Raw genomic sequence first — 20,807 nt, forward strand, 5'->3', positions numbered from 1 at the left:
ATTGTTTGTAAACCTGGTCATACTGTCAATTAGAAAAGATGTGTCAGGCAGTCAGTAAGGACAGTTCATGATGCTTCCCTCAACGCTTCATCATTCTCTATGATGCAACGCCCCTATTTTTCCATTCGAGTCGATCGCCCCTACCAGGGATTGCCAATCGTTGTAAACGCCGACCAATAATAAGGATGGGATAAAGTGCGATCGCCCCGGTTGGCAATTTCTTCCGGTAACGGTAACTGACCCGACTCCCCGGTCCCGACTAACCGACCGTTTTCGATGCGAACTTCGCCGCGAAGCATCGCCAACTGGGCGCGGCGCAACGCCTCCGCCTTAATCGGCGCCCGATCTAACTGACGGTAAAACTCGGTCATTAAACTTAACGTCCCTTCGTCGCTGACGTACCAGAGGGACGCTACGGCGGTTTTAACCCCCGCTTGGAACGCTAAGCCCGCAAAACCCAATTCTGCTTGTTCGTCGCCGAGAGCGGTGCGACAGGCGCTGAGGACGAGCAGTTCGACTGGGGGATCGTTCCATCCCAATTCGCGCAATTGGTCTAATCCCAATTTGGTATCCCACAGTTGAATGTAAGAATTCCCCGGTTCGCCGGAGAGGAACTGACCGTGAGTAGACAGGTGAATGGCGCCGTAGCGTCCTTGTTCCCGTTTTTTCTTGAGATTTTCTAAGGTAAACTGTTCGTTGAGATAATATTGGCCGGACCATAACTCGGTGGCGATCGCCCGAATCTCGGTCGGAACTGCCGGGAGGTCGCTAAGTTCCGAGAACTCCGACGCCCCCATCGCCAGCACTTGAGTCCCTTTCACGGTTCCGTAACGGGTATCGGTCAGACTCAAACTCGGCATCAGTCCGACGCTGTAGCGTTCGATGACAAATCCTTCGCCGTCGTGCAACGCCGCCATCGGCAGCGATCGCAACCCCGTATCCATAATAAACACTAAATTATCGATCTCGCGCGCTTCGAGATCGGTTTGCAACGGTGCGATAATCCAATCGTATAATTGGCGGGAAGCTTGTAAATAACTGTCGGTGTTGCGCTTGCGAGCATTAGTGATTTCCCCTTGAAATTGGCGCGCTTGTTCCATCACTTCCCCTCGGGTGACGCCGACGCGCGATCGCACCGCTTTCCCGTCCGTGGTCACTAAGACTAAATCTAACTCGTCGCTGTCCGCATCGGCGCCACTATAGGACGGGACGAAATTGACGTAAATCAAGGCAGGTTTGACCCCGGTCGCCTCCTCGACCCGATGCAAAATATTGCGCGCCTCACTCAAGCTGACCACCTCGCCAGAGGACGAACTCGTCTCCCCTTGTTGGCTGAAATATTGCGCCACTTCTTGGGTGTAGGCGCGATCGATCTCTTCCATTCCCGGATCGACTTCCACCCTCGAAACATCTTCGGTGACGTTGCGATACTCCATATCCTCCGCCGGAATCTCCTCTTCTTCTAAGGTTTCCCCTTGTAAGGCGGCGCTGACTTCTCCCTCTTGAGGGAAAGAATTCGAGGGTTCCGAACCTGTAGCACTCTCGGAAAGCGTGGGATTCTCTGTGTCGATGTCTACCGAGTCGATCGCCTCGGCAGATTCTACCTCGGCGGGATCGATCGCGATCGGAGGGGCGATCGCCTCATTCACACTATCGGTCACATTATCTGTCGCCGCTTCCGTATCTGTCGCCGTTTCCTCGACAACCGCATCCTCCGGCGCCGCTTGTGGCGCTTCCGTCTCGCTGACTCCCGGTTGTGGCGCTTCCGGACTCTGGGGTTCGGCGATCGTCGGTTCCCCGAATTGCGCCGCGACTTCCTCCACTGTAGGACTTTCCGGCGAGGTAATCTCCCCGGCGGGTTCGAGTTCTGTCGGTGTTCCCGGAGGAACGATCGGATCTTCTACGGGTTCGATAACAGGCGGTTCTGGCGCCGTCGTCCGAACCGTGATATTCCCTTGAGTAAAGGTTTGAGGCGGGAAGGGAATCGCAAATGTCGGTAAAATCGTGTCTTCGGGTCCAAATCCGGCGGTAATCGCCCCTGCAGTCCCGTTTAGGGTCGGATCGCCCACAGTAAATAACATATTTTCATCGCCGCCGTGTTGCAGGGCGATCGCCCCACTGCCCGCACCCCCTTGAGATGAAATACTCGAAACGGTGCCATCTTGCGCCGTAAAACTATCGGTAATTCGGATCGACTCCGACGCCACCACGTCGATCTCGCCACCGCGACCGGAGACACTTTCGGCGCGAATGGACGCAATATTAATCGTTTCCGGGTCAACTTTGACCGAACCCGCATCCCCATCGACCGAACTCGTATCGATATTGCCCGTAGTAATATCAATGGGCGCCGTCAGCGACACCGGACCGCCATCGCCACTATTGGCGCTACTGAGTAAGTCTCCAGTCAGCAAGCTACCATTGTTTCCCGTACTGTTGAGGGTAATCGGTCCGCCATCGCCGATCGCCGATCGCGTATCGATATTGCCCGTGGTAATATTTCCCGACGCACTCAGGGAGACGCCCCCGCTACTGGCACTGTTCGCGGAGGTTAAAATATCTCCGGTGACGATCTCCGTCGCCGCTAAAACAGAAACTGCACCCCCCGGGGTTCCCGCCTCTGTCGTACGGGTATCGATTTCTCCGAGAACCGTCACTGCGTCGCGATTACTCGTCAACCCCACATCGCCGCCATTGCTGACGATCCGATCGATCGCGATCGCCCCATCTACATTCAGATCCACCGTTCCCGTCGTCGTCAGCGCGTTTAAAGTGGTCGTCGAGGTTCCTTGTTCTTGAATGAAACTGCTGGCGGCGATCGCTCCCAAGGCGTCTACATTATTCGCACTTTCAATCGTTAAAATTCCCAACGCTTCCGTCGCGCCAACCTCCCCGGCAAATAAAATATTCCCCAGTCCGGCATTGAGGGTTAAATCCGCATTTCCGTCGAGACGGTCTCCAAACTCAATATCGGCGCCATTACTTTCTAAGCGGGTCTCCCCAATTAAGCTGACCGGATCGTTGTAAACTTGTCCCTCACCTCCCGTAGTGGTCACCGTCCCCGAAAGTTCGGTAGTTCCGTCAGTATCCGTTAAAATCCCCAACGCTTGCAGGTTCCCGGCGAACTCGGTGACGCCGCTACTGTTGGCGCGTAAAATCCCCAAGGGACTGTTACCGAGAAACCCTAAGACGAAGATATTGCCGATCCCACTGTCTAGGGTCAGATCCCGCGCCCCCTGCAACTGACCGAGTAAGCGAATGTCTCCCAAACCCGTCCCGGTGGAAATGAGCAGATTGTTCCCCAGGGTAATCGCGCTATTCTCTCCTCCCAAAGTGATATTTTGATTGTTACTGAGCAGATCGGCGTTGAGGGCGATATTGGGCGCACTGAGGGTTAAGGTGGCGTCTCCTGTCCCTTGGAGGATCCCGTTGACGGCGATCGCCCCGAACGGGGATTGTAAGACCACCGGATCGGAGAAAGTCGCACCATTGGGGGCGATCGCGATCGCCCCACTGCCATCGCCGCGACCGATGACGATCTCACTAAATCCATCTTGCAACGCGACCAGATCGGTAGCGGTCAAGTCCAAACCACTGGTCTGTTGGGTTCCTCCGATCGCGATCGGTTGGCTACTGGTAAACGGTTGCAACTGCACTCGTCCCGTTCCCGAAACCAAGCCATCAAAGGTTAATTCATCTCCCGTTAAAACAATATTTCCCGAGAGAGAAACATTTCCCTCATACGTCTGTCCCGCGCTTCCGGTGGTGGTTACGTCGCCGTTGAGTTCGCTGCTTCCGGCGCCGGAAACGGTCAAACTGCTGGCGGTGACCGTACTCCCGAACCGTACCGTCCCCCCGGAATTGACCGTGAAGTTGCCGACGGGGATATTATTCCCGATCGCGCGATCGAAGTTGACGGCGGCGGTTCCAGAATCGACAGTTAACCCATTATTGCCATCGACTGTACCGCTAAATGTAATGACTTGGTTGTTACTGTTCAGGCTGGAATTACCCGTCAGCTCCACCCCATCGTTATAGGTTTGTCCTGTCGTCCCATTTGTAATGATATTGCCGGAAATTTCGGTGCTGCCTTCGGCATCGGTTTCGACGCTGGCGGCTTGGACGTTGCCGAGTTGAGTCACCCCACTGCTATTGACTTGTAGGTTGCCGAGGGGTTCGCCATTACCGAGGTCGCCGTTCAAGCTTACGTCACCCGTTCCGGCGCTGACGGTTAAATCTTGGCTGCCGTTGACTGTACTGTCAAACGTAATGTCGGCATCTTGACTGGTGAGGGCGATCGCCCCGAGTAATTGCACCGCATCGCCATAGTTTTGTCCCGTCGCTCCAGTTGTCGTGACATTCTGGCTCAGTTCCGTCGTCCCTCCGGCATCGGTTGACACGCCAGTAGCATTGACCGTGCCAGCGATCGCCGTCGTACCGCTACTGTTGATTTGGACTTGTCCCAGGGGAGTTGTATTACCGAGATTGCTGTTAAACGTAACATTCCCCGTTCCGGCGGTAACGGTTAAATTTTGGCTACCATCGACGCTATTGTTAAAAGTAATATCGGCATTATTACTGCTCAAAACCGCATTGTCCGTGAGTTGGACGGGTTCGTTATACGTCTGTCCCGTAACTCCACTTGTCGCCACAGTGGCGCCGAGTTCGATGCTGCCTGCGCCGTCAGTTTGCAAGCCTCCCGCATTGATATTGGCGTTGATGCGCGTGACGCCACTGCTGTTCGCGGTCAGGGTTTGTAGGGGAAAACCACTACCGATATCACTATTAAAAATAATATCGCCCGTTCCAGCCGTTAAGGTGAGATTTTGGTTGGTGTCGATAATTGTCGTATCGATGAAGCTGTTAAACGTAATGGTTCCGCCCGCGCCTTCGATCGCGATCGCGCTATCCGAGGCCAGTTGAATCGGCATATCGAAGGTCAGATCGCGATCGTTGGTGGCGATATTGCCCAAAATTAAGGTGTTGGCAGTGTCGAATACGATTTCGCCGCCGACTCCGTTCGTAGAACGAGTATCGATCGTGGCCGTACTAAAATCAATCGTACCCTCGGCACTCGATAGGCTGACTTCCCGTCCGGGATTGGCGATGTTTCCGGTCGTGAGATTATTATTGGCTTCGAGGGCGATCGTGGCGTCGTCTTCTCCCGTGAGGGTGACCCCGGAGATATCGATCGCCCCGGCTTGGATCGAGGTCGGATCGCTCAACGTGACATCGCTGACGGCGGTGAGGGTACCGTTACTGTCGTTACGTCCGATCGTCACGCTGCTGAATCCGTCGGCGATCGCCTCTAAATCCGTCGTCGTCAGGCTCAAACTGCCCGCCACATTCGCCGCCCCCCCGAGTTCGATATTGCGGTTCGGGTCGCGGGGTTGCAAGCTTAAGGTACCCCCCGTACTTCGTATAGTATCGAGGCCGCCGTCGAGGTCGATTTCGTCTCCAGTCAGGGCGATCGTGCTGTTATTGCTAGCATCCACCCCCCCAGCAATCGTCAACGTGGTGGCAGCGTCGAGGGCGATCGCCTCTCCCGTTCCCCCAGTCGAGGTTGTTTTGACCTCCAGCGTGGAAATCGCCCCGTTATCGCTGGTTACGCTCACCGAACCGCCACCCGTGGTTCCCGTCGTGTCGATGGTTTCATTGATGGTCACTCCGTTAGCAGCATCGATCGTGATGTCACCTCCGGGTCCGTTGTTGGAGAAGGTTGCGAAAAATACATCGGGGACCGCACCACCGACGGCGATCGCCCCTTCGTTACTGGTCAGCGTCACTGTAGCCCCCGGCCCGACTTCACTGCTGCCGAAGAGCTCCCCGATCGTCACGTCGCCCAATCCCGTCACCGTTATATTTCCGGCGGTTCCCGATTCGGAATCTGCATATACATCAGTAACGCTTACGCTGCCGTTGGTACTGATAATCTCGATAAAGCCACTGGCGGTTAAGTCGCCACTGCTAATGATGTCCCCCAATACGGAAATATTATTATTCGCCTGTAAGCTAACGTTACCTCCCGTATCTCCGTTAGCTACTCCAGCAAAAATACGTCCGTCGATCGCGATCGCGCCATTATTACTGGTAATTTCGACATTCCCATTGAGAGTCCCCGTGGTATTAATGGAAGTCCCTGCTACTTCGGCAATATTAATATCTCCATCGCCAATCACCGTTACCGAACCGCCATCCCCACCCAAAGCATTCGTTTGTACCGTACCTAAGTCGATCGCCCCATTCGGTGCATTAACAGCGATCGGACCGCCATCTCCTTCGTTGGAAGTGTCTAGACTTCCCTGGGTTCCATCGATATTGCCGTTATTACTCGTTATCTCAATCGTTCCACTGGGACTCCAGAGAGTGGCGATCGTGATATCCTGGTTAGCCAATAATTCGATCGAACGACCAAAGATCGTTCCCCCAGTCGTGGCGATCGTTCCCGTCCCGACAGGAACTTGCAGGGTTACTGGCGAGAAAAAAGAGGCATCGCCACCAAGGGTTAGGGTTCCACTCCCATCCGCCCGTCCGATCGTAATCGAGGCAAAATCTCCCCAAATATTGTCTACCTCAGTTTCGGTCAGATAGACAAGCGCCGAATCTCCAGCCCCTCCCACTTGGAAATTGAGGGCGGGTGTTTCCGGTTGAATGATTAAATTGCCCGTTCCCAACAATTCAGGGGTGCCAAAACCCGGATCTAAATTAATCTCATCCGCCGTCAGGGTTAGATTACCCGTTCCCGCATCCACCGTATCCGCAATGGAAAGATCTTCTGCAGTGGAACTCGTTGCGGACATATTGATATTTCCATTCTGAGATTGAATTAAACCCAAGGTGGATATGCCTGGAAAGGTATCACTCGTCCCTGTTAAGTTAATTTCGCCACCTTCGGAATCGATCGATCCAGTCGCTAATAGTCCGGGATTGGTAATTGCAATCCCCGTAAGGTTAATGCTTCCGCCGCCGGAAAGAATCGTCCCGTCGATCCGAAGTCCCTCAAAAGAGGTACTTGTTCCTACCATCGAAATCGCACCGCCTTGAGAATCGACGATCGCATCGATCCAAATTCCCTGACTCTGGATCGTTCCGCTTCCTTCTCCCAGAAAATCGATCGCTCCCCCACCGGAATCGAGATCGCCGTTAATTTGGATCCCTATTCCCGTCAAACTGTCCCCCTCAATCGTCAGGTCTCCGCCTCCAGTCGCAATGGTATTGTTCACGATTACTTGACCCTCACCATCGCCGTCGGTATCGCCAATTAAAAATAAGTTGAGTAAATCTCCCCCCGGGGTACTATCTTCGATCGCGCCATCAATGGTAATCGTATTCGCCGCTTCCAAGCGGAGGGTATTATTTCCCGTCCCGTCAAAATCCAGAATGGTTCCATTGACTAGAGTAATATTCCCGTCTTGGGTTCCCCCGGTTCCCGTAGAAACGATCACGGTCGCGCCATCGGTCAATGCAGCAATCAGATCGTTGACATCTAAGTTGGCATTGTCCCCGGTTGCAGTAAACGGGTCGATGACCGTATCTATATTGAATGTAGTGGTGGCGGCGATCGTGATATTGTACGGGTCGATCAGCCAGGTTCCCCCTTGTCCCGTCGGCGAACTCACATCCGGCGGATTGGCCACGTCGAGAAAACCCGCACTACTGGTTTCGACAAAGCCGCCATCCCCCGAGGTCGCGCCGCCACGGGCGCTGATGTTGCCGTAAATGCGCGTGGTGCGATCGGACCAAACGATCGCCTCTCCTCCGCTTCCCGAGGCGATCGCGTCGGCGCGAACCTGACTCCCTGCATCGATAAACGTGAGGTCGGCATTCGGTAAAGTTCCCAATCCTTTATACTCGCCGCCGATCCAAACCGTCCCGCCGCCGAAGCTTCCAGAAGCATCGATCTCACTGGCGATCGTCCCGATTTGGGTTCCTAAAATTGTGATTTGTCCCCCGGTCGTTCCGGAAGCGTCCACGGTTCCGGAAATCAGGGTCGTTCCCTCCCGAGTCGGCGCGTCTACCGTGGAACCGGAAAGGCGAATGCTGCCATTTTCATTGACCGTAATTTGGTTAGCATGGTGCAATCCGCCCCCAGTCAGCAGTTGGGGTAAATTGGTCGGGTCGGTACCCGGTAAGTCCGGGCGATCGAGTTCCAAACTGAGCAAGTGTCCCGGTTGTGAGAGGCGAACCCTACTCTGTCCGGGAACGGAGGCGATCGTAATTTCCCCACCCGGGGCGGATAAGGTACCCAGATTGAGGACGCTACCCCCGAGTAAGCCGAGTTGCTGTCCTTCGGGTACGCTTAAGATGCCAAAATTGGCGATCGCCCGGGGCAATCCTTCAAAGGAAAAGGCGTTAGGATTGCCGACTAAACTGCTGTAATTTGGGTCGCCAATTTGGTTAAACCAACCCTTTTCAAATCCGATTCCCGTGGCGGTGGTGGCGGTAAAGTCTCCCGGAACATTGAGGCGCGCGTCCGTTCCGAAAACGATTCCCGCCGGGTTCATTAAAAATAAGTTAGACGAACCCCCAGTAATTTGAATTAAGCCGTTAATTATGGAAGGATTGCCGCCATTAATCCGACCTAAAATGTTTAAAATCTCGGGATGGGATTGAAAGTTAGCAATTTGGTCGGTATCGAGTCCAAATTCGCTAAAACTGTGGAAGAGATTGCTCCCGTCTGGCGATCGCCGTCCGCCGTCAATGGTGAAGGTTTGACTGTCTCGATCGACCGTGGTTCCGGTTCCGTCATCATTTGGGGTAATTTGAGCGTTTCCGGCTTGTGGTAGGAGTAAAGCGAGGAATAACACCGAAAGTCCCATGGATTTAGAAGTATGAGGGGCTTTAACTTCTAAAGCTTTCAATATTTTTAAAGAAATTGAGCGATCGATGTTATTCATGATTGATACCCCTTCCTATCTTTTTCTCCAATTGAAGATAATTGCTCGATCGGAGTTCCCTAAGAATTGTCCGGTTGCTGTAGGCAAGCTACGCAGATTCTACTGCCATTATATAAACCCATTCCTCAAATGCACAGATTGGCAGGCGAGATCCCTGTCCCACAGGAATGAGAATTGCCTATTGAAGCTCTTTATCTCAATCCTGCTCCCCCCACTATAGTGCGGGCATCTTGCCCGACATCTCACTTTCTATCTCTTATAAAGACAACAAAATAACCAGAGAGATGTACATCCCTCTGGTTAAAAATCTGGAAGATCTCACGTAAAACTACATAAGTTACAATTTCGTGCCACACTCCGGACAGAAACTGTTCGTCGAGACATTTTTCGCCCCGCAATGGCTGCAGTAGACTAATTCCGTAGCTCGCTCGAGGTTCTGCCGTTCCGGCAATCCCAACATCTGGGAATTGCTCTTACCCGGCGCCACCATCGGATAGCAATTTTCGTTCCGAGTCACGCGCACGTCGAGAATCATCGGACCTTTGTGAGCGAGCAATTCGGCGATCGCCCCCGGCAGTTCCTCCCGTTGGGTCACGACCTTACCTTTCATCCCGTATGCCTGACAGAACAACGGAATATCCGGCATCCCCACTTCCATGTTGGACGCAGAATAGCGCTCGCCGTAGAACGTTTCCTGCCACTGGCGAACCATCCCCTGCCAACCGTTATTGAGGATCATCACCTTAATATCGATCCCGTATTGGGCGATCGTGCCGAGTTCTTGCAAGTTCATCTGGAAACTGGCATCGCCACTAATACAAATCACCTGCTCGTCCGGTAGCGCCACCTTGGCACCCATCGCCGCAGGTACTCCGAAGCCCATCGTTCCCAATCCCGCACTGGAAATCCAGCGACGGGGCTTATTCTTCAAGAACTGAGCCGCCCACATCTGGTGTTGGCCGACATCGGTGGTGTAATAGGCATCCGGCGCCTGCCGTCCGATTTCGACGATCGCCTCTTGCGGCGACAAACTATCCGCATGTTGCGGTACGCTCAACGGATAATCTTCACTCCAGCGCTTAATCCGCGCCAACCAATCCGCCGTGCGCGTGCGATCGACCGCATCGCCCAATTCGTGGCAGCGTCGCAACAAATCCACCAACACCTGGCGCACGTCGCCGACAATCGGCACGTCTGGCGCCCGGTTCTTGCCGACTTCTGCCGGGTCGATGTCGATATGGATCACTTTCGCCCGCGAAGCGAATTCGTCCAGTTTTCCGGTGACGCGATCGTCAAACCGCGCCCCCACCGCGATCAGCAAGTCGCACTCGCTCACCGCAAAGTTCGCATAGGCAGTGCCGTGCATTCCCAACATGCCCACGGAGAGGGGATGTTGTTCGTCAAACGCTCCCAACCCCATCAATGTCGTCGTTACGGGGATATTGAAATGCTCGGCCAGTTCTTGAATTTCCGCATGGGCGCCGGAAGAAATCGCCCCACCGCCGACGTACATGAGCGGGCGTTCGGCTTGGGTGAGGAGGTGAACTGCTTGGTTGATCTGGCGCGGGTTACCTTTCACCGTCGGGCGATATCCGGGCAACCGAATGCTTCCCGGTTCCACGGGAATGTAGTCGAACTCTTCCAAGCCCACATCTTTCGGCACGTCGATCAACACCGGACCCGGTCTTCCCGTACTGGCGATGTGGAACGCTTCCGCAACCACCCGCGCCATATCCCGAGGATCGCGCACCACGTAGGAATGTTTGACAATTGGCAGGGTAATCCCGAAAATATCCGTTTCTTGGAAGGCATCGGTTCCGATCGCGTCGCGCGGGACTTGCCCGGTAATCACGACTAACGGAATCGAATCCATATGCGCGGTGGCAATTCCCGTCACCAGGTTGGTCGCCCCCGGTCCGGACGTGCCGAAGCAAACTCCGACTTTCCCCGTGGCGCGGGCGTAACCGTCCGCCGCGTGGGCGGCACCTTGCTCGTGCCGCACGAGGATGTGTTGCATCTCCCCTGCGGCTTCAAAGCGATATAACTCGTCGTAAATCGGCAGGATCGCCCCACCGGGATAACCAAAGATATGTTTGACCCCGTGGCGCTTCAAGCTGTCAATCAATGCATACCCACCCGTGCGGCGAGTGGGTTGTAAGGATGTTGTTTGTGCTCTTTCGGCTGGGCTTTGCGAAATCACGTCAAACCTCTCGATCGATTCGTCAAGCGTCTTCTCTAATCATGCCGTAAGAACTAGGGGCTTTGTCGTTTTTGTTGGCTCGATTTTATATTTCCGGCGATCGCCGATCGGCGCGATCGCCGATCCCCATTCCCTCGAACTTGAGATTTCCTGGGTTTTAAGCAGATAATCATTCTTATTATCTAAATTACAAAAGATTACGAATGTCTCTCTCAACTCCGGCTCGGCTCGACATTGCCACGATTGGAGCCGGGACCGACGCCCTGGATTTAAACATTTCCCCCCTACGACCTGCCGGAAATCGCATGATTTCGAGAGTTTTGTCAAGCCCCGATCGCCTGCTGGGACATCGCGCCCGTCATCGTCGCCCGGGTTCGACGGATCCAACCGCTCCGAGTCAACAATCGATCGCACTTTCGCTTGCACGTCGAGGGGCGCGGAAGTGCCTTCCCGATCGGTCCGGCGGCTCCCAACCTGGCCGGAGCCAGAATAGCCTGAGATCGCATCGTTCCCGCCTTAGTCAATCCCGCTTTAGCGCTAACGTAAGGTTTAGATCTGTTGCCGACTTTTGACGCCCATGCTGCTCATTTTTCTCGCCCTGCTTGCCTTTTACGTCGCCTGGAACCTCGGGGCCAACGACGTCGCGAACTCGATGGGAACCTCCGTCGGCTCCAAAGCAATTACCTTGCGCCAAGCCCTGGCGATCGCCGGAATCTTAGAACTGAGCGGCGCGGTCTTATTCGGCGGGCGCGTCTCCGAAACCCTCGCCACCAGCATCGTCGAGGGCGATCGCTTCGCCGAAACGCCCTATCTCCTGCTCGCGGGCATGGTCTCGGTCATGCTCGCTTGCGGCATTTGGCTGCAAATCGCCACCAGTCGCGGCTGGCCCGTCGCTTCCTCTCATGCCGTCGTCGGAGCTCTAGCCGGATTTAGTGCGGTTGCCGCAGGCTGGGGCGCCGTAGACTGGACGACGATCGCCACGATCTCGATCGGCTGGATCCTCACCCCGGCCATCAGCGCCGCGATCGCCGCCTGCTTCTACACCCTCATCAAGCGCTGGATTTTAGACCATCCCCATCCCCTCCAACAACTGCAAGAATGGATTCCCTGGCTCAGTGCCGCCCTGTTGGGGATTTTCGGGGCGATCGTCTTGCCCGAGATCGTCGAACCCCTGCGCCAGTGGCTCCAAGTTCGTTTCGCCATTGCCATTCCAGCCCACAACTTGCCCGTCGTCGTCGGCAGCGTGGCCGCCGTCTCCCTGTGTTGGGTAAGCTGGCGACAACTCGATCGCCTGCCCGAGACCCCCGCCGACGTTGCCCCGGACGGCGAATCGCGCTTCGACTCCCGGATCGAACGACAACTCGCCCGGTTTCAAGTCCTCAGCGCCTGTTTTGTCGCCTTCGCCCACGGCTCCAACGACGTCGGTAACGCCGTAGCGCCCCTAGCGGCGATCGCCTATATCCGGCGCACCGGATTAGTTCCCCAAGGAGATTTTCACGTTCCGGTGTGGGTGTTACTCGTCGGCGGAATCGGCATCGTCGCGGGATTGGCCGTTTGGGGCAAAAAGGTGATCGGTACCGTCGGCGAGCGGATCGTCGCCTTACAGCCGAGTAGCGGCTTTTGTGCCGAACTCGCCACCGCCACCACCGTATCGATCGCCTCGCGCTTGGGCTTGCCCGTCTCCACCTCTCACGCCCTCGTCGGCGGCGTCATCGGTATCGGCTTGGCGTCCGACTGGCGATCGATTCAATGGGCGACCTTGCGAGGAATTTTCCTCGCGTGGCTGATTACGGTTCCCATTGCTGCTATTCTAGGAGCCAGCATTTTTTCAATCGTGCATCTTCTGTAAGTTGTCCGGGAGCCTTTCGCAACAGACTCTCCGGGAACTAGAGAAGACTTGAGGCTTTTCTCCGCGATTCAGGGTTAGTTATCTGCAAAAACCCTCACCTCGTCGCGATCGTCGCGACTGCCCGACCTGCAAATCGGGTGCGACGGCGATCGCCGTGTTCGTGGCGCCGTCCATTTGGGCAGTCTGAAAAACGAGGAACTCCCATCGGCGATCGCCGAATCCGGGATGGGAAACCCCCGAGAGGGGTCTCGAAACCTAGCCATCTGGGTCTAGCTTGGATAAAATGACCGCAAAATTCTCTCGAATTCAAGGGAGCCGAGCCAGACGATCGCCGTCGAGACCATTCACGGATTACCCGTTTCTCTAGAATAAGTTTCTCTAGAATTAGAGCCAAAATTCAAGTTAACGTAAGACCAATGCCGATCCAGCCTGAATTATGTTTTTTGACCACCGATAAGCAAGAGGTTAGACAATAATGGGGCAACTGGACAATCGACCGGAAAACTCAGAAACACCCGACCGTCAGGACATGGATCGTCTCGTGTCCGCGATGACCCAAGAGATTAGAGAAATCCAGCACAATCTGCTCGTTCAGTTGACTCAGGACATGGCTCGACTGGAGGCGGAGAAAAACCGTCTGCGCAGTGAAATCGACCAGTTACAAGGCCAACAGCAACGGTTGCGATCCCAGCAATATCAAGCTGTCGGTCGCCAGCAAATCGTCCAACAGCAGCAGTGGACTAAGCATCTGGCTCAAGTCATGGCTTCTCAACTGCAAGAGGAATTGAGCGATCGCCTCAAACACCTGGCCGCGAGTCCCACTCCCCAACCCTTGCCGGGGACTGCCGGCACCACGAGTACCCATGCGCCTTCGCCTCCCCCGAGCAGCTATAACGACAATGCTTATCGGTTGCTGGCTTCCCTGGATACCACCCTCAACACGACCTTTAAGACCTTACAGCAAGAACTCAGTAGCTATCAAAGCTCTCTGTCCCAACAGCTCAATCGGATGCACTCCTTGCAACAACAGGGAGAAGCGGTTTTAGAAACCCTGGTCGAGCGTTTGATCGCTCAACTGCAAGAAGATGCGGGTCAAGTCCATACCACGGCTGAGATTATTTCTCAGGGTCAACGTGCGATTCCCGGTGAGTCGGCCCCTTCAACGGGAGAGCGCCGCGAGGGCGATCGCCCCTCACCAGCTCAAACCGCCCAACGGGCCACGGACAGACCCGCCCCTCAACCTGCCCCGCCCCCAGCTCCATCCGCCGATGGCGGCAAGTTCTTAACCGGGATTATTTTGATTTCGATTTCTTCCCTGGTCATTTCGATTCAAAATATCATCACCCGGGTGATTTTGAGCGTGCAACCCGTGATCTTTTTCGGAGAAATGGGCGGGATTATCGGACCGGGTCCGGGGAATTCCCTGTTGATTTTGGCAATGCGGATGCTGTTGGTGGTGCCCGGAATGGCGATCGTCGGCTCGATCCTGTATCCGAATACGTTTCGCGACTTGCGTCAACTCTCCAATCCCGAAAAACGCGGCTCGGTCTGGATTCCGGTATTGAGTGGGGTTTGTCTGTTTTTATCCCAGTTTTTCATCTATTTTGCCCTCGGCAATATCGCAACTGGGGTGGCGATCGCCATTTTCTTCGTCTTTCCAACGGTCACGATTCTTTTGTCCTGGCTGATTTTCGGCTCGCGCCCGAGTTTTATTCTCGCCCTCGCCGCCGCCACCATTTATATCGGCTGTTTCTTGACCTTACCCCCCGCCGCCTTCCAGGGAGGCGGTAGCAACAACATCTTGCTCGGTGCTTCTACTGCCTTGGCCTCCGGGATCACCTTTGCCGGATACGTGATTTTGACGCAATTGAGTGCCAAGAAACTCAAATTGCACCCGGCTCCCTTTAGCGTCCTCAATTTTTCGGTCATTTTAGTCTTTTCTGTCGTCTTCTTGCGCTTGTTCCCCGCTCAAACTGATGGCGTCAACTGGTTTCATCTCTGGTTCGGCACCGTCCTGTTAGCCCTGACCACCTTGGTCGGTTACGCGCTCAATAATTTCGGCATTCCCATGATTGGTGCTGCCTTTGCTTCGGTGATTTCTGCCTCCGGTCCGGCTCTGACCAGTTTGCTTGCCGTCAGCATTATTAGCGAAAGCTTGGCCCTCAATCAATGGCTCGGCGTCATTATCGTCACCTTGTGGGTGATCGGGATTAGCGTCGATAACCTCACTCGCCAAAAACAAGCGCGGATGGCGGCAGCCAATCAAAATTCCCGCAACTGAATTTTGCCCTCTGTTGGCAGGCGATCGCCGGATTTCAAGGACGCGCGATCGCCTCATCTGCTAAATTTCCCTTTAAGAAAACCCGGCGATTATTCTATAAAATCGCCGGGTTTGATTTTTGCCTTTGATTGAAACGGAGAGGGAGGGATTCGAACCCTCGTTAGAGTTGCCCCTAAACAGCATTTCCAGTGCTGCGCCTTCAACCACTCGGCCACCTCTCCACGAGACAAGTTATTTGATTTTTGCTCACAGGTTCATCATTGTAGCAGACCGATCCGGTCGAAGCAAGGGAGTTGCCAATTTTTTCTGCAAAGTCTTTTGGCCAAAACTCCCCAATCCCTGGGGCAGACTACAGAAACGCCAGCCCGTCAGAAGTTAGGCAGCCAGAATTGAGTCCGCCAGCGTTCCCTGCTCAATCTAAAATCTAAACTCTAAAGTCTAAAATTTGTCGTACTCTAGGCGAAAGACTGTTTGCTTCTCTGAACTGAATCGATTGAACCCATGACTCGTTCTTACACCGTCACCGTGCGCGATCGCCACACCGGGGAAACCTACACCCGGCAAGTGCCAGAAGACCGCTACATTTTGCAAAATCTCGAAAATCAAGGGGTCGAACTGCCCTTTTCCTGCCGTAATGGCGCCTGTACGACCTGTGCGGTCCGCATTCTCTCCGGGGAAGTAGACCAACCGGAAGCGATGGGACTGTCGCCGGAACTGAGGGCGCGCGGTTACGCCCTCTTATGCGTGAGTTATCCGCGATCGGATTTGGAAGTCGAAACTCAAGACGAAGATGAGGTCTACGAACTGCAATTCGGGCGTTATTTCGGCAAGGGCAAAGTGCGGGTCGGGTTGCCCCTGGATGAAGATTAGCCCGATCGCGATCGCCGTCGGGGTGGGGTTGGCGCTGGCAAGCTGTCAAGCCAGCGAAACCCCCTCGGATCCTGTCGTCCAAGTCGATCGCGTCACGAGCGGACAGAGTGCTACCTTAGTCCAGACGATCGGCGATCGCGGCTTCAATCCGGACGTGCGCGCGATCGGGATCGAAGCACCGGATCTCGACCAAGAACCTTGGGGGCCAGCCGCCCAAGAACGACTCGCCGAACTGGTCGGCGATCGCCCGGTGGTGCTTGAATTCGATGTCGAACGGGAGTATTGTTACCGCGATCGCTGTCGCCAACTGGTTTATCTTTGGCAAGATGGCACCCTGATCAACGAACGACTGGTCAAAGAAGGTTACGTCTTAGCCAGCGCGCGATCGCCCAATACCAAATACGCCGATCGCCTCGAACGCGCCCAACAGTGGGCTCGCCTCATGGGTTTGGGCATTTGGAACCCCAAAAACCCCATGCGGCAAACCCCGAGAGAATTTCGCGCCAGCCAGCGCGAGGGGCGATCGCAATGGTAAGACTTGTAGGGGGGTAGCGTAAAGATGCTGTCCCCAGTCGCGATCGACTCGTAAGCATGAACCAAAAACAACTGCAAATCTTCCTCGACATCGCCACGGAAGCCGCCCTCGCCGGAGGCGCCGTCCTCCAATCCTATTGGGGCAATCTCGACAGCATCCAGGAAAAAGGACGACCCGGAGATCTCGTCACCGCCGCCGACAAGGAATCGGAACGGGTCGTCGTCGAGCTGTTGACCCGTCATTTCCCCGATTGTGCGATTCTCGCCGAAGAAAGCGGCGCGATCGGGGGTAGCGATACCCCCTACCTCTGGGCGATCGACCCCCTCGACGGCACCACCAACTTCGCCCATCAATATCCCGATTTTGCCGTTTCGATCGGCCTACTCGTCGAAGGAGTGCCGCACGTCGGCGTCATTTACGACCCCTTACACGACAAGCTGTTTCGCGCCGCGACCGGATTGGGCGCCACCTGCAACCGCCGCCCGATTCGAGTGTCTCAAACTGCCGAACTCGCTCATTCTCTCCTCGTCACCGGGTTCGCCTACGATCGCCGCGAAACCGCCGATAACAACTATGCGGAATTTTGCCATCTCACCCATTTAACCCAAGGGGTACGCCGTTCCGGATCCGCCTCGATCGATCTCTCCCGCGTCGCCTGCGGTCAACTGGACGGCTATTGGGAACGGGGGTTATCCCCGTGGGATCTGGCGGCGGGGATCGTCCTGGTGCGCGAAGCGGGCGGGCGCGTCACCGCTTACGACGGCAGTCCCTTCGCGATCGAGTCCGGGCGGATTTTAGCCACCAACGGTCACTTACACGAGCCGTTATCTCGGGAACTGCAACGGATACGCCCTCTGGAGGGCTGGGCGAATCCCGTGGCGGAGGCGATCGGTTAAGGGGGCGATCGCCCACCGTCTCTCGATTCCGCGTTTCTCGCGAGGACAGTGTTCTCGCCAGAACAGTACACTAGAAATCAAGTCAATGCCAGGGGATTGGGATGGCGAACTATGTCTTTTAAAATCGAACACGGTCTGTTTAAATTTGATTTTACCGACCACCACGCGATTTTGGGCGTTCCATTAGACGCCGAGTTTAACGACATCCGCAAGCGCTACATGAAAATCGCCCGGAGTTTGCATCCGGATAGTTTCCAGACGGATAACCCTTCGGACAAGCAAATGGCCAGTCAAATTTTTTCCAAACTGGTCAATCCGGCTTATGCCAAGTTGTCGAGCGATCGCAACCGCGCCGAACACGATGTCTTACTCGGGATGATGGGCAAACGCCTCGTTCAAGAACGGGATAAAATCCAGGTCAAAAGCCAAGCGGCGACGGAGTTAATGAAAAGCCGCAATCTCGATGAGGATTACAAAAAGGCGATCGCCCAAATTGCCAAAGACCTCTATCACTCCCTCTCGGGAAGTAAAAAGCAAATCGCCCAACTGAGCGAACTCAATCTCGTTTACTTGCTTCGCAAAGAAAGCGAAGGCGGCGGACTCGGGAAGAAAAAACGGGCGAAAGCACAACCCCAACCCAAACCCGACCAGCCCGATTCGCCGTCTTCCGGAGAAAGCGAAGAAGACACGAACACCTCGCAAACTTCTCCAAAATCCGCGAAAATCGCCGACTATTGCCGTCGGGCCGAGGAATTCATGGAAGCCGGGAATCTGACTCAAACGGTCGTCGAATTGAAAGAAGCCCTCAAACTCGACCCGAAAAACAGTCAAATTCATGGTTTATTAGGGATGGCTTATGTGAAGCAAAACCAGATCACGATGGCGAAGGTTCACATCAATCAAGCCCTGAAACTCAATCCTCAAGAGTCAATGGCCAACGAGGCTAAAAAAGAGTTGGTCAAGCAGTCGAAGAAATCGGCGAAAAAACAAGAAAAAGGCTCTGCTCTTGCCGGATTTTTGAATAATCTGTTTGGTGGGAAGAAAAAATAATGGTTCATCAACCCCCGGCAGGGGCGCGGGATCTTCTGCCCCTGGATGTCGCCCAAAAACGCTGGATTGAAAATCGTCTGCGCTCGGTGTTTCACGCCCACGGCTATCACCGGATCGTAACTTCGACCCTGGAACGGCTCGATACCCTGATGGCTGGGGGGGCGATCGATGCCTCTACCCTGATTCAGTTGCAGGAAACCGACGAAGAGATCCCCTTGGCCCTGCGCCCGGAAATTACGGCCTCGATCGCCCGCGCGGCGGTTACGCGCATGGCGGGGGTCACCTATCCCCAGCGCCTTTACTACAATGCCAATGTCTTTCGGCGCGAGTCTCAAGCCCCTCACGGCTCCCAACAGGAGTTTTATCAGGCGGGGGTCGAACTGCTCGGCGCGGGGGGCGTTCTCGCCGACGCGGAGGTGCTGTTCCTGTTGGCGAATTGCTTGCAAGCCCTCGGACTGACGGGCTGGCGCCTGGTGTTGGGCGAGGCGGGGTTGACCCGATCGCTGCTCTCGGAATTTCCCGAAACCCTGCGCCCCAAGGTGCGCTCGGCGATCGCCCATTTGGATCGGGTCGCCCTACACCACCTCCCCCTCTCTGAGGCCCAACGCGAACGCGCCCTGTTTTTATTCGATTTGCGCGGGCGCCCGGGGGATGTCCTGCAACGGGTGGCTCAATTGCCCCTCGACGCGCAGCAACAGCAAAGTCTCGAAAATCTAAAGTCTCTGGTCGATTTACTGGCAGAAGCCTCGACCGGGCAAAAGGGCGCCAGTCTCGGCCCGGACAACTTAATTTTAGATTTGAGTTTGATCCAACCCCTCGATTATTACACCGGGATCGTCTTTGAAGCGGTTGTCGCCAGGGACGGCTACGCCAAAGTCCTCGGTCAAGGGGGCCGTTACGATCGCTTGTTGGCGCTTTACCATCCGGAAGGGGAAATGACGCCCGGAATCGGTTTTGCCCTCAATCTCGAAGATCTCCATCGCGTTTTACTCCCCACGGGTCAACTCCCGGCGCAAACGCCTACGAGTGATTGGCTGGTCGTCCCGACGGGCGATCGCGCCGCCACTGCCGCGTTTGTTTACGCCCGCCAGTTGCGCGAGGGCGAATCCTCCACTCGCGTCGAACTCCAGTTGGATCCGGCGGAGGATGCCGAAACCGTGCGTCAATGGGCCGCCGATCGCGCGATCGCCCGCATCGCTTGGGTCGAGGCGGACGGTACGGCGCAAGTCGAAACCGTATCCCCCGCTTAACGGCGATCGCCCGTCAGACTCGTCCGGGATTCGTCCCGGACGGATAACCCCCCCGATCGCCGTCGCAAAACGTCGAGCAAGGTTTGGAAGGTTTCCGGTAAGGGGGCGATCGCGGCGATCGTCTCTCCCGTCACCGGATGTTCCAAGGTCAGCCGCCAAGCGTGCAAGGCTTGACCCGTCAGCCTCACTCCCGGCGATCGCCCCTTGCTGTAAATCGGATCGCCGACGATCGGATGTCCCAAATGGGCGCAGTGTACCCGTATTTGATGGGTGCGTCCGGTTTCGAGTTGAAAGTATATTAACGTATAATTTCCCAGTCGCTCACGCACTTGCCAGTGCGTGACCGCGCGGCGTCCGCCTTTTTCGACGGGGACGACCGCCATTTTTTTGCGATCGCCCGGATGCCGACCGACGGGCGCATCGACCGTACCGCTTTCGGTTTTCGGCGCGCCGTAGACGATGCCGAGGTATTCCCGGCGGGCGCTTTTGGCTTTGATTTGCCTTTGCAAGTGAGCCAAAGCGCGCTCGGTTTTGGCGATCGCGATCGCCCCGGTCGTGTCTTTGTCCAGGCGGTGGACGATCCCCGGACGCCGTTCGCCCCCAATCCCTTGCAAGTCCGGACAATGGGCGAGTAAGGCGTTGACGAGGGTATCGTTCGCATGTCCGGCGGCGGGATGGACGACGAGATCCGCCTGTTTGTCGATCACGAGCAGTTCGGCGTCTTCGTAAAGGATGCTCAGAGGGATATCCGGATCGGGGATTAAATCGACGGGTTCCGGGTCGGGAATTGTCAAGGTGACGCGATCGCCTGCCCGTACCGTCTCCCGTTTGGCGGTACACGGACTGTCGTTGAGGCGCACGCAGTTTTCGGCGATCAGTTGCTGGATGCGCGATCGCGACAAGTCCGCCAGGCGATCGGCCAAATAGCGATCCAGTCGTTCTTTCTTTCCTTCGACCTCTAACTGAATTTCTCTCACAA

Annotated in this window: 11 protein-coding genes and 1 tRNA gene; 7 read left to right on the forward strand and 5 right to left on the reverse strand. The window is 55.5% G+C overall.

The genetic code is table 11. The annotated features are described in order from the left end of the window. Positions 1 to 140 precede the first annotated feature (140 nt). Together JJD41_RS05490 and ilvB are read right to left on the reverse strand one after the other, a co-directional pair. Positions 141 to 8,897 (reverse strand): CHAT domain-containing protein, encoded by an 8,757-nt coding sequence (locus JJD41_RS05490; protein ID WP_200665063.1) that lies wholly within the window; start codon positions 8,895 to 8,897, stop codon positions 141 to 143. A 337-nt stretch (positions 8,898 to 9,234) separates the two neighbouring features. Next, positions 9,235 to 11,097, reverse strand: a complete 1,863-nt coding sequence (gene ilvB, locus JJD41_RS05495) for a biosynthetic-type acetolactate synthase large subunit (RefSeq protein ID WP_200665064.1) — start codon at positions 11,095 to 11,097, stop codon at positions 9,235 to 9,237. A 577-nt stretch (positions 11,098 to 11,674) separates the two neighbouring features. Between ilvB and JJD41_RS05500 the strand changes: the two genes are divergently transcribed. Beyond that, positions 11,675 to 12,946: an inorganic phosphate transporter gene (locus JJD41_RS05500; protein WP_200665065.1), complete on the forward strand. Its 1,272-nt coding sequence runs from the start codon at positions 11,675 to 11,677 to the stop codon at positions 12,944 to 12,946. A gap of 74 nt (positions 12,947 to 13,020) precedes the next feature. On the opposite strand, the gene JJD41_RS05505 is transcribed toward JJD41_RS05500, so the two are convergent. Then, positions 13,021 to 13,209, reverse strand: coding sequence for a hypothetical protein (locus JJD41_RS05505; RefSeq protein WP_200665066.1), 189 nt, complete (start codon positions 13,207 to 13,209; stop codon positions 13,021 to 13,023). A gap of 212 nt (positions 13,210 to 13,421) precedes the next feature. Between JJD41_RS05505 and JJD41_RS05510 the strand changes: the two genes are divergently transcribed. Continuing rightward, positions 13,422 to 15,227 carry a DMT family transporter gene (locus tag JJD41_RS05510; protein ID WP_200665067.1) on the forward strand — a complete coding sequence of 602 codons (1,806 nt, stop codon included), beginning with the start codon at positions 13,422 to 13,424 and terminating at the stop codon, positions 15,225 to 15,227. A 134-nt stretch (positions 15,228 to 15,361) separates the two neighbouring features. On the opposite strand, the gene JJD41_RS05515 is transcribed toward JJD41_RS05510, so the two are convergent. Further along, a tRNA-Ser gene (locus JJD41_RS05515) sits at positions 15,362 to 15,448 on the reverse strand. Between the two features lie 280 nt (positions 15,449 to 15,728). Here JJD41_RS05515 and JJD41_RS05520 point away from each other — a divergent pair. The 5 genes from JJD41_RS05520 to JJD41_RS05540 all read left to right on the forward strand — a co-directional run bounded on the left by JJD41_RS05520 (position 15,729) and on the right by JJD41_RS05540 (position 19,828). Beyond that, the gene (locus JJD41_RS05520) at positions 15,729 to 16,097 is read left to right on the forward strand and encodes a 2Fe-2S iron-sulfur cluster-binding protein (RefSeq protein WP_168569140.1); all 369 of its coding nucleotides are present in this window, start codon (positions 15,729 to 15,731) and stop codon (positions 16,095 to 16,097) included. Continuing rightward, a complete protein-coding gene (locus tag JJD41_RS05525; RefSeq protein ID WP_200665068.1) occupies positions 16,087 to 16,632 on the forward strand; it encodes a thermonuclease family protein in 546 nt (181 codons plus the stop codon). Before JJD41_RS05520 ends, JJD41_RS05525 begins: the two co-directional genes overlap by 11 nt. 56 nt (positions 16,633 to 16,688) lie before the next feature. After that, positions 16,689 to 17,528, forward strand: coding sequence for an inositol monophosphatase family protein (locus JJD41_RS05530; RefSeq protein ID WP_200665069.1), 840 nt, complete (start codon positions 16,689 to 16,691; stop codon positions 17,526 to 17,528). 111 nt (positions 17,529 to 17,639) lie between these two features. After that, on the forward strand, positions 17,640 to 18,578 hold the full coding sequence (locus JJD41_RS05535; protein ID WP_200665070.1) for a J domain-containing protein: 939 nt from the start codon (positions 17,640 to 17,642) through the stop codon (positions 18,576 to 18,578). Next, complete coding sequence (locus tag JJD41_RS05540; protein ID WP_200665071.1) at positions 18,578 to 19,828, forward strand: ATP phosphoribosyltransferase regulatory subunit; 1,251 nt, start codon at positions 18,578 to 18,580, stop codon at positions 19,826 to 19,828. Before JJD41_RS05535 ends, JJD41_RS05540 begins: the two co-directional genes overlap by 1 nt. Here JJD41_RS05540 and JJD41_RS05545 read toward each other — a convergent pair. Then, on the reverse strand, positions 19,825 to 20,805 hold the full coding sequence (locus JJD41_RS05545; protein WP_200665072.1) for an RluA family pseudouridine synthase: 981 nt from the start codon (positions 20,803 to 20,805) through the stop codon (positions 19,825 to 19,827). The two genes, JJD41_RS05540 and JJD41_RS05545, sit on opposite strands and share 4 nt — an antisense overlap. Positions 20,806 to 20,807: the final 2 nt, after the last annotated feature.

Source organism: Oxynema mangrovii CENA135 (genome assembly GCF_016632315.1).
Classification (GTDB): domain Bacteria; phylum Cyanobacteriota; class Cyanobacteriia; order Cyanobacteriales; family Laspinemataceae; genus Oxynema; species Oxynema aestuarii.

Excerpts from the sequence above, each read along its gene's own strand:
- JJD41_RS05490 (WP_200665063.1), bottom strand. The coding sequence starts at position 8,897 with ATGAATAACATCGATCGCTCAATTTCTTTAAAAATATTGAAAGCTTTA.
- JJD41_RS05500 (WP_200665065.1), top strand. The coding sequence starts at position 11,675 with ATGCTGCTCATTTTTCTCGCCCTGCTTGCCTTTTACGTCGCCTGGAAC.
- JJD41_RS05505 (WP_200665066.1), bottom strand. The coding sequence starts at position 13,209 with ATGGCTAGGTTTCGAGACCCCTCTCGGGGGTTTCCCATCCCGGATTCG.
- JJD41_RS05510 (WP_200665067.1), top strand. The coding sequence starts at position 13,422 with ATGGGGCAACTGGACAATCGACCGGAAAACTCAGAAACACCCGACCGT.
- JJD41_RS05520 (WP_168569140.1), top strand. The coding sequence starts at position 15,729 with ATGACTCGTTCTTACACCGTCACCGTGCGCGATCGCCACACCGGGGAA.
- JJD41_RS05525 (WP_200665068.1), top strand. The coding sequence starts at position 16,087 with ATGAAGATTAGCCCGATCGCGATCGCCGTCGGGGTGGGGTTGGCGCTG.
- JJD41_RS05530 (WP_200665069.1), top strand. The coding sequence starts at position 16,689 with ATGAACCAAAAACAACTGCAAATCTTCCTCGACATCGCCACGGAAGCC.
- JJD41_RS05535 (WP_200665070.1), top strand. The coding sequence starts at position 17,640 with ATGTCTTTTAAAATCGAACACGGTCTGTTTAAATTTGATTTTACCGAC.
- JJD41_RS05540 (WP_200665071.1), top strand. The coding sequence starts at position 18,578 with ATGGTTCATCAACCCCCGGCAGGGGCGCGGGATCTTCTGCCCCTGGAT.